The following is a 12047-nucleotide window of genomic DNA, read 5'->3' on the forward strand; positions in this document are numbered from 1 at the left end:
GATGCCCCGGACCAAACAGGAGTTGAGATGACCGCCACCCGCCGGGCTCCGGCCGCACCCGCGCCGACCCATGTGGCTGACCAGCGCTGGCCCGACATCGCCACGGTGCCGCGCAAGCCGGTGCGCGCCGTAATCGCCAAGCGCATCTTCCGGCATGCCGTTCGGCGCCTGCCGCTGCGCGTCGTCGAGCCGACCGACTGGTACGGCGGCGGCACTGGCACGGACCCGGTGATGCGCCTCGTCCGTCCCGACGCCTTCTTCGCCCGGCTCGGCGACTCCGGGACCATCGGCTTCGGCGAGGCCTACATGGCCGGCGACTGGACGACCGACGACCTGACCGGGGCGCTGTCGGCGTTCGCGGCCAACATGCGCGACATGGTCCCGCCGATCCTGCACAAGCTCCGCAACGCGGTCCTCAGCCGCCAGCCGGGCTCCCACGACAACACGATCGAGGGCGCGCGCGAGAACATCCACCAGCACTACGACCTGTCCAACGTCCTGTTCAAGCTGTTCCTCGACGAGACGATGACGTACTCGGCCGCGCTGTTCTCCGACGACCCGGCCCGTTCACCAGACAGCCTCGCCGACGCGCAGCGCCGCAAGATCGATCGTCTGCTCGACTGCGCGGGCGTGGGACCGGGTACCCGGCTGCTCGAGATCGGTACCGGCTGGGGTGAACTCGCCCTGCGCGCGGCGGCCCGTGGGGCCTTGGTGACGACGCTGACGATATCGACCGAGCAGGCGGCGCTGGCCGAGGACCGGATTCGGGCCGCCGGGTTGACCGACCAGGTCACCGTGCTGCTGCAGGACTACCGGCGGGTGCGCGGCCGCTACGACGCGGTGGTCAGCGTCGAGATGATCGAGGCCGTCGGCGCCAACCACTGGGACGAGTACTTCGCCACCATCGACCGCGTATTGGTGCCGGGCGGACGCGTCGGTCTGCAGGCCATCCTGCAGGACGACTACACCGTTCTGGCGACGAAGGACACGTACACCTGGATCCGCAAGTACATCTTCCCCGGCGGTCAACTCGCCTCGGTCGAGGCGATCGGGCGGGCGCTGTCCGCGCAGACATCGTTGACGGTGTCCGACCGGTACAGCTTCAACCAGCACTACGCCGAGACGCTGCGCCGGTGGCGCCTGCGGTTCGAGGAGCGAGCCGACGAGGTCGAGGCGCTCGGTTTCGACGAGACGTTCCGGCGGATGTGGTCGCTGTATCTCGCGTACTCCGAGGCCGGCTTCCGCACGGGTTACCTCGACGTCCAGCAGATGACCCTGACCAAGGCGCCGGCCTGATCGAAAACGGCCGGGACATCGCCGATACGGTGGGGTGTGACCGTTGTTCTCGGCCTGGCGGCCGCCGTGCTGTACGGGATCGGGGACTTCGCCGGCGGGTTCGCGTCACGCCGGCACACCGCGGTCACGGTGCTCCTGCTCAGCTACCCGGTGGGCGCGGTGCTGATGGCGGCGATGCTGCCGCTGTTCGGTGGTCACCCCGATACGCGATCAGCGGTGTACGGGGTGGCCGGCGGAGCCGCCGGCCTGCTCGGCGTCGTCCTCATGTACAGCTTGATGACGGTCGCGCCTATCAACGTCATCTCCCCGGTCACCGCGGTGCTGGCGGCGATCGTGCCGGTCGTGGTCGGCGTGATCATCGGCGAGCGACCGCACCCCACCGCTTGGTCGGGTATCGTGCTCGGCCTGTCCGCAGTGGTCCTCGTCAGCCGAACCACCGAGGCCCATCCGCACGGTCGGATCGGGGCCCGGACTCTCGTCCTCGCGACGGTCTCGGGGCTCGGCTTCGGGCTGTACTTCGTGTTCCTCGCCCGCGCCGGCAACCACTCCGGGCTGTGGCCCCTGGTCATCTCGAGGTTCTCGTCGGCGCTGTTGATCCTGCCACTGGCCCGCGCCCGCGGCGCGTTCTCAATCGTCCGCGGACGGATGCTCGGGATCATCGTGCTGGCCGGCGCGTGTGACGCCCTGGCCAATCTCTGCTTCCTGATCGCGTCGCGCCATGGTCTGCTGTCGCTGGCCAGCGTCCTGACCTCGCTCTACCCCGCCATCACCGTGCTTCTGGCCGTCTCACTGCTGCGCGAGCACACCACCGCGACCCAACGGATCGGCCTCGGGCTGGCGCTGGGATCGATCGTGCTCATCACGGTGTAGCGGCGGCATACTTGAGACGTGGTCCTCGTCATCCTCGGTGTCGTCGTCGTCCTGCTGCTGATCGCGCTGCCGCTGGCCAAGCGCCGCGAACAGCGCAAGGGCCGGCAGTCCAGCAGCATGGGCGACATCCGATCGGCGATCCATGCCGGTAAGGAAGCCAAGATCGAGATCCAGCTCCGCGACCGGCCCAAGCGGCGCGGTCGCTGACGCCGGGCGGCGGGGCTCAGCGCGTCCAGAGGCGCCGGAGGACCCGCTCGCTCGCCCGTCCGTCCTCCAATGAGCAGTAGCGGTCCCGGAAGGCGGCGTAGCGATCGCGGTAGCGCTCGCGGACGGCGTCGAGATCCAGCACCGCGTCGATGAGTGCGGTCGGCTCGCGCAACAGCGGGCCAGGCGCCTCGGCGGCGAGGTCGAAGTACACACCGCGGACGTCGTCGCGGAAACGTTCGAAGTCATAGACGTAGAAGAGCAGCGGTTTGCCCGTCGCCGCGAAGTCGAACATCGCCGACGAGTAGTCGGTGACCAGTACGTCCGCGGCGAGATAGAGCTCGGCCACCTCGGCGTACAGCGACGCATCGTCGACGCACGGACTGCTGGTCGCCGTGTGCCGGTCGGTCTGCAACGCGTGGACGCGCAGGAGCAGATGGAACCGTGGTCCCAGCTGCGCCATGAGCTCGCTCACGTCGAGCGCCAGCGGCACCGGGGCCGTCGTCTCGGCGAACACTGCGTCGTCCCGCCAGGTCGGGGCGTACAAGATGACGACGGTGTCGTCGTCGATGCCGAACTCGGCACGCACCCGCCGCCGCACCGCGTCCCGGTCGGGCGACAGCAACAGGTCGTTGCGCGGATAACCGGTCTCCCAGACGTCGCCGACGTAACCGAACGCGCGACGCAGGCGCGGTGTGCTGGGTCCGTTCGGCGAGAGCAACACATCCCACCGCGCGATGTCGCGGTCGAGGCGGTCGAGGCGGCCCGGCGGGGCCCACAGCACGTCGCGATGGATGCGCTTGAGCGGCGTGCCGTGCCAGGTCTGCAGGTACACGCTCTCGTCGCGTTTCGTCCACTCCACATCCGTGTGCGTGTTGGCCACCACGATGTCGGCCGCCTCGAGTGCCGCCACGCATTCCGCGTCATAGGGCGTGACGGTGACCACGTCCGCCGGAAACGTCGAGCGGTGCGCCGGGTGGGCCAGCCACAGGTGCGAGTCGTCCGGACGCTCGCGCAACCAGCGTTCGTACAGCGCGCGCGGATTGTCGCTGTACCTGCCCTCGAAGCTCTGGTGGACGACATTCATCCGGACATCCCATCACCCCGGTGCGCCGGCAGCGCTGGGACGGGTGCCACCGTTACCAGCGACGTACCCATGGGTATCGAGCTCAGGCAGCGCCGAATGAAGTGCGCATGCCCCGCCGATGTCCCGGCGGATCGCGCAGCCGCCGCGCTGCGCTCTTTTTTGGAGTACCCCGTGGTTGGCCTCTCATCACTTGCGCACGCGCCCACGGTCGGGCCGACCGAGGACGCCGAGCACGTCAGTTTTCCGTCCTACGACCGCGACAGCCTCGTACCCGCGGTCGTCCACCTCGGCGTGGGCGGGTTCCACCGCGCCCACCAAGCCGTCTACTTCGACCACCTGGCCGCCTCCGGTTGCTCGGAATGGGGCGTCGTTGGCGTCGGCATCAGCCGGCCCGAACTCGGCGAGGTGCTCGAAGCCCAGGACCATCTCTTCCTCGTCGTCGAGCGACAGGGCGACCGGAGCCGGGCGCGCGTGGTCGGATCGATGGTCGACTACCTGTTGCTGGCCGACGATCCGGCCGCGGTGACCGAGCGGATGGCTGACCCGCAGACCCGCCTCGTGACGATGACGATCACGGCCGATGGCTATCGCGTCGACGACGAGATGCAGCAGGGTGACTCGGTGTTCGTCCCGGTCGTGGAAGCACTCGACAATCGTCGTCAGGCCGGCGTGGCGCCGTTCACCGTGCTGTCGTGCGACAACCTGCCCGACAGCGGTGCAGCGGCCAGGCGGGCCGTGTTGGCCGTGGCCGCCCGCCGCTCGCCCGAACTCGTGGAATGGATCGACGCGAACGTCTGCTTCCCGTCGAGCATGGTCGACCGCATCACGCCGTCGACGTCCGATGAGGTCCGCGACCAGGTGCAGGACGAGTTCAACATCGACGACGGCTGGCCGGTGGTCACCGAGGAGTTCTCGCAGTGGGTCATCGAAGACTGTTTCAGCAACGACCGGCCGCAACTCGACCGCGTCGGCGCCCGGTTCGTCGACGACGTGGCCCCCTACAAGTTGATCAAGTCGCGGCTGCTGAACGGCACGCATTGCGCGCTCGGCTACCTGGGCTACCTGGCCGGGTACCGCCGGACCGATGAAGCGATGGCCGACCCGCAGATCGACCGGTTCATCACCGCGCTGATGCGTGACGAGGTGGCCCCGCTGCTGCCCGGGGACGTCGCGGGCATGGAGCTCGACGGCTACCAGCGCGACCTGCTCGAGCGGTTCGGCAACACCGAGATCGGTGATCAGCTCGCCCGCCTGTGCGGGCGCGGGTCGACGAAGATGGTCGACTACGTGCTGCCGTCAGTGCACGAGGCGCAGGACCGGCCCCATCGCCTGCTCACGCTCGTTGTTGCCGCCTGGTGCCGCTACCTGCAGGGGACGGATCTGCAGGGCGAGCCGATCGAGGTCAAGGATGCTCGCCGCGACGAGCTCCAGCCCCTCGCCCGGACCGCGGGTGAGGATGCGCGTCCGTTCCTGGAGGTCGAGGGCATCTTCGGCGATCTGGCCCGCGGCGAGCAGTTCTGCGCCGAGATCAACCGCCTGGTGAGGTTGCTCGACGAACGCGGAGTGCAGGCCGCCATCGCCACCTGCTTCGAGGACGCATGACGATCACGGGCCAGAGCCTGACGGACCTGACCGGCGTCACGACCCTGTTGTGCGATGCCGACGGAACCCTGTTCCCGTCGGAGGACCCGACTTACGACGCCTCGGCGATCGTCACCCAAAACTTCGCCGCCCACTACGGGCTCGAGGGGACGTTCACTGCGGAGGAGCTGCGTCGGGTCGGGGCCGGGCGCAATTTCCGGGCGACCGCCCGCGACCTGCTCGCCTCGGCCGGCGTCGAGGTCGACGCGACCGAACTCGGACGGTGGGTCGACCGGGAGCAGGAGGACGTCACGGCGCACCTGCAGAAGACGCTGGCGACCGACGACGAGGTGATGTCGGCGCTCGCCGACCTGAAGCAGCGATTCGAGCTGGCCATCGTCACCTCCAGCGCCGAGCGCCGGGTGGCCGTCTGCTGCGCCGTGACCGGGGTCGACCGATTCTTCGCCGCAGATGCGCTCTACAGCGTCGAGGACAGCCTGCCGACCCCCGTCAGCAAGCCCGACCCGGCGATCTACCTGCATGCTCTCCGCTCGCTGCGCATCCCGGCCTCGAGCGCTGTGGCGATCGAAGACTCGACCAACGGAACAAAGTCGGCAGTGGCGGCCGGCATCCGCACGGTCGGTCTCGTCCGGTTCGTCGGCCGATCCGAGCAGGGCCGACGGGCGACCGAGCTCCTGGACGCCGGCGCAGAAGCGGTGTTCCGCTCCTGGCCGGAGCTCGTCGAGGCGCTTGCCGGATAACCCGCAGCCCGACTGGGTACCGAAAGGGCAGCGATCCGCTTCGAGCTGGAGGAGATCATGAGCGAGCAAGAGGACCCCATCGTCGGCTCCGGTGCCGGGAACAAGCCGGAAACCACCGAATCGACGGCCACCGGTTCGTCGCTTCCGACGCCGGCCAGCGAGCCGAGTGAGAGCCCGCAGGACGGCCGCTCAGAAGCGGAGCAGGATCGCGGCGACAACGACGAGTAGCCGCCTGGGGCACGTCAGCGCGGTGACATGCTCTCGCGCCGCCGCCGGTTGAGAACGAGGTCGATGCCGCCTACCACCGCGGCCAGCGCGACGAAGGCGAGCGCCGCGAGGACCGCCGCGCGGAGGCCGTCGGCGTAACGCCGCGCGGCGGCCCCCGGACCGCCGATGTTGGCGAAGAACACGGCGCCGATCACGGCCTGGCCGATCGCCAGGCCGATGCGCTGCGCCGTCTGCAGGACTCCGCCCGCCGTGCTTCCGGTGACGGGGTCGACCTCCATCAGGGTGAGCGCCTGGTTGGGGGTGATGATCGCGCCCGACCCGGCGCCCATCACGAACAGGGCCGGCGCCAGCACGAGCGCGGCTCCGGCGCCATGGGCATGCGTCGCGAGCACCGCCAGCGCTGTGGCGCCGGCTCCGAACGTCGCGGTGGCGGCCAGCACGAGCGGGCGGCCGATGCGGGTGACGACGCGGCCGGCCAGCGGCGCTGCGATTCCGCTGCCCACGGCGTAGGCCATCACGCCCAGTCCCGAGGCCAGAGCCGAATAGCCGAGTCCCTGTTGGTAGTAGAGCGCAAGCACCAGCGTCAAGCCGGCCATCGCCGGGAAGAAAGTGATCGCAAGCAGGACGCCGGAGGTGTAGGAGGGCACCCGGAACAGGTGCAGATCGACGAGCGGGTCGCGCCGCAGGCGCGTCAGCCGGCTCTCCCGCCGCGCGAAGGCCGCAAGCAGAATCGCGGCCGGCAGGGCGAGCCACGCCAGCCGCCCGTCGTGCAGCGCGTCGTACTCGACGGCGGCGAAGAGCACGCAGAAGGTCGCCCCGCCCAGCAGGGCCGCCCCGGCGACGTCGAGCCGGTGCCGGCCGGTGGCCGGGTCGTCGGGCAGCAACCGTCGGCTGACCAGGATGACCGCCAGGCCGATCGGGACGTTGATGAAGAACACGAGCCGCCAGCCCACGTGCGCACCGCCGAGCGCGATGAGCGCGCCGCCCAGCACCGGGCCGAGCGCCGCGCCGATCCCCACCGTCGTGCCGAGGACGCCGAACGCCCGACCCCGCTCCTCCCCCGGGAACAGCTGCTGGACCAGGCCGGACACCTGCGGATTGATCAAGCCGCCGGCCAGACCCTGCAGGACGCGCGCGGCGATCAGGATCCCTGCCGTCGGCGCGAGCCCGGCGAGCAAGCTCGTGGCCATGAAGCCGCCCACGCCGACCTGGAACATCAACCGGCGGCCGTGGTCGTCACCCAGCCGCCCGCCCAGCACCGGTACGAGGCCGAACGCCAGCGTGTAACCGCTCACCACCCACTGCAGTTGCGCCGGCGTTGCTGCCGTGGCTCGGCTGATCGAGGGCAGCGCCACGTTGGTGACGCTGACGTCCAGCAGCGTCATGAACAGGGCGCTGCAGCAGGTCAGCAGAGCCAGCCACCGCCGCGGATCCAGTTCCGGATCCGCGACGGCGCTCATGAGTTCACCCTAGGAGGGTCGCTCCATGATCAAGAGACGGCTCCCGTCGAATATCGACGAGAGCCGTCTGTTGATCAAGCCGGCTCGAGGTCAGGCCAGGTCGAACCGATCGAGGTTCATGACCTTGTCCCACGCGCGGACGAAGTCGCGCACGAACTTCTCCTTCGCGTCGTCGGTCGCGTAGACCTCGGCCAGTCCCCGCAACTGCGAGTTGGAACCGAAGACCAGGTCGACCGCCGTGGCCGTCCACTTCACTTCGCCCGTGGAGCGGTCCCGGCCCTCGTACACGTTCTCGGTCGAGACCGAGGTCTTCCACTCGATGCCCATGTCGAGCAGGTTCACGAAGAAGTCGGTCGTCAACGTCTCCGGGCGATCGGTGAACACGCCGAGCGGGGAACGCCCCACGTTGGCGTTCAGCGCCCGCAGACCGCCGATGAGGACCGTCATCTCCGGAGCAGTCAGCGTCAGCATGTTGGCGCGATCCAGGAGCAGCGTCTCCGGCGACAACTTCTCACCCGCCCGCAGGTAGTTCCGGAAGCCGTCGGCCCGCGGCTCCAGGACCAAGAACGACTCGACGTCGGTCTGCTCCTGGGTGGCGTCCGTACGCCCGGGCGAGAAGGGCACCAGGATGTCGTGTCCGGCGTTGCGGGCCGCCTGCTCGACGGCCGCACAGCCGCCCAGCACGATCAGATCGGCCAACGAGATGCGCTTTCCGCCCGACTGGGCGGCGTTGAACTCCTGCTGGATGCGCTCCAACGTCGACAGCACGGTCGCCAGGTCGGCCGGCTGGTTGACCGCCCAGTTCCGTTGCGGCTCCAGCCGGATCCGGGCGCCGTTGGCGCCGCCACGCTTGTCGGTGCCCCGGAAGGTGGCGGCCGACGCCCACGCGCTGGTGACGAGCTGCGAGACGGCCAGTCCCGACTCCAACACCGTGCGCTTGAGCGCGGCGATCTCCTCGTCGCCGACGAGCTCGTGATCCACCGCGGGGACTGGGTCCTGCCACAGCTGGGGCTCGGGCACCCACGGCCCGAGATAGCGCGAGACCGGTCCCATGTCGCGGTGCAACAGCTTGTACCAAGCGCGGGCGAAGGCGTCGGCGAACTCGTCCGGGTGCTCGAGGAACCGGCGGGCGATCTGCTCGTACACCGGGTCGACCCGCAGGGCGACGTCGCTCGTCAGCATCGTCGGCCGACGCTTGTCGGCCGGATCCTGGGGGCCGGGAATCGTCCCCTCGCCGGCGCCGCCCTTGGGCTGCCACTGCCAGGCACCGGCGGGGCTCTTGGTGAGCTCCCACTCGTAGGCGAACAACGTCTCGAGGAATGAGTTGTCCCACTTGGTCGGCGTCGGCGTCCAGACGACCTCGAGGCCGCTGGTGATCGCGTCGGCGCCGACGCCGGTCCCGTAGGAGTTCTTCCATCCCAGGCCCTGCTGCTCGATGGGTGCGCCCTCCGGCTCCGGTCCCACGTAGTCGCCCGAGGCTGCTCCGTGGGTCTTGCCGAACGTGTGACCGCCGGCGATCAGCGCGAAGGTCTCCTCGTCGTTCATCGCCATTCGCCGGAACGTGTCGCGGATGTCACGGGCCGACTTCAACGGGTCAGGCTCGCCGTTCGGGCCTTCCGGGTTGACGTAGATCAGGCCCATCTGCACGGCGCCGAACTGCTCGCCGAGCTCGCGGTCTCCGCTGTAGCGCTCGTCGCCGAGCCAGGTGTCCTCCGGTCCCCAGAAGATCTCCTCCGGCTCCCAGACGTCCTCGCGGCCGAAGGCGAAACCGAACGTCTTGAACCCCATCGACTCGAGGGCGACGTTGCCGGCGAGGACGAGCAGGTCGGCCCACGAGACCTTGCGGCCGTACTTCTGCTTGACCGGCCAGAGGATCCGCCGTGCCTTGTCGAGGTTCGCGTTGTCCGGCCAGCTGTTGAGCGGAGCAAACCGCTGCGCGCCGTCACCGGCGCCGCCGCGGCCGTCGAAGATGCGGTAGGTGCCGGCCGAGTGCCAACTCATCCGGATGAACAGCGGGCCGTAATGGCCGTAGTCGGCCGGCCACCAGTCCTGCGAGGTGGTCATCACCTCGACGAGGTCGCGCTTGAGCGCATCGAAGTCGAGCGTCTTGAGCTCTTCGGCGTAGTTGAAGTCCTCGTCCATCGGATTGGCGCTGGGCGAGTGCTGGTGCAGCACCTGCAGATCGGGCTGATTCGGCCACCAGTCACGGTTCGTCCTCGGCCGGGTCGCCGCCGGTGTCGGCGACGAGATCGCCGGGTTCTCGCTCTCGCTGTTGCTCTCAGACACGTCGGTCCTTCTCCTGTCTCGGGATTTCCTTGGCATTCCTGCTGGCGCACGCGGGACACTGGCCCCAGTAGACGACCTCGGCCTCGTCGATGTCGAAGCCGTGGGCATGGGACGCCGTCAGACACGGCGTGTCGCCGACGGCGCAGTCGACGTCGGCGATGGCTCCGCACGTCCGGCACACGACGTGGTGGTGGTTGTCCCCCACGCGCGCTTCGTACCGCGCGACCGAGCCGGCCGGCTCGATGTGGCGAACCAGCCCGGCCGTCTTCAGCGCCCGCAGGACGTCGTACACGGCCTGCTTGGACACCTCGCCCAGGTCGTCGCGGACGATCCTGATGATCGAGTCGGTATCGGCGTGGGCGTGCTCGTGCACGGCGGTCAACACCGCTACGCGCGGACGGGTCACCCGCAACGAAGCCTTCCGGAGCAGGCGCTCGACCTCCGGCTTCGTGGGCACGCCACCGAGTCTCGTCGCCTTTTCTGGATTTAGTCAAGTAAACGGCGGGGAATGGTCGCGGGCGGGCGCCTGCCCTCGACATCGTCGGCCTGATCGCGCTTCAATAACGTTTCCGCATGCGACCGTTCCATTTCCTGGCCGATGTCAGCGCCGTCCGAACCGGTCCTCAGCTTGCCGCCGAGGCGAACCGCGCCGAGCAGATGGGCTATCACGCGCTCGTCCTGCCCGACCATTTGCTCGGCCAGCTGTCGCCGGTCGTGGCGATGGCGACGATCGCGGCGGCGACGACGACGCTGCGCACGTCGGCCTTCGTGCTGAACAACGACCTTCGTCATCCGGCGGTGCTCGCCCAGGATCTGGCGAGCATCGACGTGCTGTCCGGAGGCCGGCTGGACGTGGCCATCGGCGCGGGCTGGAACCGGCCGGAATACGACGCCATCGGGCTGAGGTTCGACCCGGCGCCGATCCGGCAGGCCCGGCTGGCCGAGTCGATCACGGTGCTCAAGGGCCTGTTCACCGGCGCGGCGTTCAGCTTCGCCGGAAAGCACTACACGATCACCGACTACGCGGCCGGACCCGCGACGGCGCAGCGACCACATCCGCCGTTCTTCATCGGCGGAGGCGGTCGGCGCACGCTGGAGCTGGCCGGCAGGGAGGCCGACATCGTCGGGCTGGCACCGCGCATCCTCAAGAACGGAAAACTGGACGCCGGCTCGATCACGATGGCCGCCACCCGGGAGAAGATCGCGTGGGTCCGTGAGGCCGCCGGCGAGCGGTTCGAGTCGCTCGAGTTCAACATCTATCCCTCCACCTGGCCGGTCACCGTCACCGATGACCTGCACGGCGAAGCGCGCCGCGTCATCGACGCGATGCGCAGCCGTACGGGTGTCGAGTTGAGCGAGAATCAGGTGATCGACTCACCGCACCTGTTCATCGGATCGATCGACCGGCTCGTCGAGAAGTTCCTGCAGCTGCGCGAGGAGCTCGGTGTCTCGTCGGTGCTGCTCGGCGACATCGACGAGCTGGCGCCCGTCCTCGAGCGGCTCCTTTGACGCCCGTCGGCGGCAGCGAATAGCGTCCCGGGCAACCGTTGGGATGAGGAGACGTCGATGACCACCCTGTCCGCTCTGGTCGCCGGGCTCGCGTCCGGATCGGTCGAGGTCATCGATCTGACGGCGCCGCTCTCCAGCGACACGCCGTTGCTGGAGCTGCCCGCGCAGTTCGGCCAGACGGCGCACTTCGAGCTCGAACTGATCTCCCGCTACGACGACGCCGGGCCGGCCTGGTACTGGAACAACTTCCGCACCGGCGAGCACACCGGCACGCACTTCGACGCGCCGGTCCACTGGATCACCGGGCGCGACGGCCAGGATGTCGCGTCCGTGCCGCCGACCAGCCTCATCGGTCCGGCCGCCGTTCTCGACTTCTCGGCCCAGGCCGCCGAGAACCCGGACTTCCTGGTCGAAGTGGACGACATCAAGGCGTGGGAGAACGAACACGGCCCGCTGCCTGGCGGTGGTTGGCTCCTGGTCCGCACCGGGTGGGACGCCCGCGCGCACTCGCAGCAGGAGTTTCTCAACGCCGACGAGAACGGCCCGCACACCCCCGGCCTGTCGGCTGCGTGCGCCCAATGGGTCGCCGAGCAATCGCCGGTCATCGGCATGGGCGTCGAGACGGTCGGCAGCGACGCCGGCGCCGCCGCGGGTTTCGACCCGATGTTCCCCTGCCACTCGTTCATGCACGGCGCCGGCAAGTACGGCCTCACCCAGCTGCGCAACCTCGATCGGCTGCCACCGACGGGTGCGGTGCTCATCGCG

12 protein-coding genes are annotated in these 12047 nt (G+C 69.3%); 8 read left to right on the forward strand and 4 right to left on the reverse strand.

Annotated features, from left to right (window positions below; translation table 11 throughout):
• The first annotated feature begins 27 nt into the window (after nt 1-27).
• Genes ABR571_RS09125 through ABR571_RS09135 form a run of 3 tightly spaced genes read left to right on the forward strand, consistent with a single transcriptional unit; the run spans nt 28 to nt 2373 of the window.
• Nucleotides 28-1296: a class I SAM-dependent methyltransferase gene (locus ABR571_RS09125; protein WP_409452879.1), complete on the forward strand. Its 1269-nt coding sequence runs from the start codon at nt 28-30 to the stop codon at nt 1294-1296.
• A gap of 36 nt (nt 1297-1332) precedes the next feature.
• Nucleotides 1333-2166, forward strand: coding sequence for an EamA family transporter (locus ABR571_RS09130; RefSeq protein WP_409452880.1), 834 nt, complete (start codon nt 1333-1335; stop codon nt 2164-2166).
• Nucleotides 2167-2184: 18 nt separating this feature from the next.
• A complete protein-coding gene (locus ABR571_RS09135) occupies nt 2185-2373 on the forward strand; it encodes a hypothetical protein (protein ID WP_409452881.1) in 189 nt (62 codons plus the stop codon).
• A gap of 16 nt (nt 2374-2389) precedes the next feature.
• Here the strand turns inward: ABR571_RS09135 and ABR571_RS09140 are convergent, their stop codons facing one another.
• Nucleotides 2390-3457, reverse strand: a complete 1068-nt coding sequence (locus ABR571_RS09140) for a CDP-glycerol glycerophosphotransferase family protein (RefSeq protein WP_409452882.1) — start codon at nt 3455-3457, stop codon at nt 2390-2392.
• Nucleotides 3458-3628: 171 nt separating this feature from the next.
• Between ABR571_RS09140 and ABR571_RS09145 the strand changes: the two genes are divergently transcribed.
• Genes ABR571_RS09145 through ABR571_RS09155 form a run of 3 tightly spaced genes read left to right on the forward strand, consistent with a single transcriptional unit; the run spans nt 3629 to nt 6027 of the window.
• Nucleotides 3629-5059, forward strand: coding sequence for a mannitol dehydrogenase family protein (locus ABR571_RS09145; RefSeq protein ID WP_409452883.1), 1431 nt, complete (start codon nt 3629-3631; stop codon nt 5057-5059).
• Entirely contained in the window at nt 5056-5799 is a 744-nt protein-coding gene (locus ABR571_RS09150; RefSeq protein WP_409452884.1) for an HAD family hydrolase, read from the forward strand. The genes ABR571_RS09145 and ABR571_RS09150 overlap by 4 nt, the downstream gene beginning before the upstream one ends.
• A 57-nt stretch (nt 5800-5856) precedes the next feature.
• Complete coding sequence (locus tag ABR571_RS09155; RefSeq protein ID WP_409452885.1) at nt 5857-6027, forward strand: hypothetical protein; 171 nt, start codon at nt 5857-5859, stop codon at nt 6025-6027.
• A 14-nt stretch (nt 6028-6041) separates the two neighbouring features.
• Here ABR571_RS09155 and ABR571_RS09160 read toward each other — a convergent pair whose 3' ends face one another.
• The 3 genes from ABR571_RS09160 to ABR571_RS09170 form a co-directional block, all read right to left on the reverse strand.
• Nucleotides 6042-7487, reverse strand: coding sequence for an MFS transporter (locus ABR571_RS09160; RefSeq protein ID WP_409452886.1), 1446 nt, complete (start codon nt 7485-7487; stop codon nt 6042-6044).
• 90 nt (nt 7488-7577) lie between these two features.
• On the reverse strand, nt 7578-9809 hold the full coding sequence (gene katG / locus ABR571_RS09165) for a catalase/peroxidase HPI (protein ID WP_409452887.1): 2232 nt from the start codon (nt 9807-9809) through the stop codon (nt 7578-7580).
• The gene (locus ABR571_RS09170; RefSeq protein WP_409452888.1) at nt 9766-10230 is read right to left on the reverse strand and encodes a Fur family transcriptional regulator; all 465 of its coding nucleotides are present in this window, start codon (nt 10228-10230) and stop codon (nt 9766-9768) included. The genes katG and ABR571_RS09170 overlap by 44 nt, the downstream gene beginning before the upstream one ends.
• Nucleotides 10231-10346: 116 nt before the next feature.
• Here ABR571_RS09170 and ABR571_RS09175 point away from each other — a divergent pair, with 116 nt between their 5' ends.
• A complete protein-coding gene (locus tag ABR571_RS09175) occupies nt 10347-11282 on the forward strand; it encodes a TIGR03621 family F420-dependent LLM class oxidoreductase (RefSeq protein ID WP_409452889.1) in 936 nt (311 codons plus the stop codon).
• 57 nt (nt 11283-11339) lie between these two features.
• Nucleotides 11340-12047: cyclase family protein (locus ABR571_RS09180; RefSeq protein WP_409452890.1), on the forward strand; the 708-nt coding region annotated here is incomplete at its 3' end.

The organism is Jatrophihabitans sp., from assembly GCF_046262535.1.
Lineage (GTDB): Bacteria > Actinomycetota > Actinomycetes > Mycobacteriales > Jatrophihabitantaceae > Jatrophihabitans.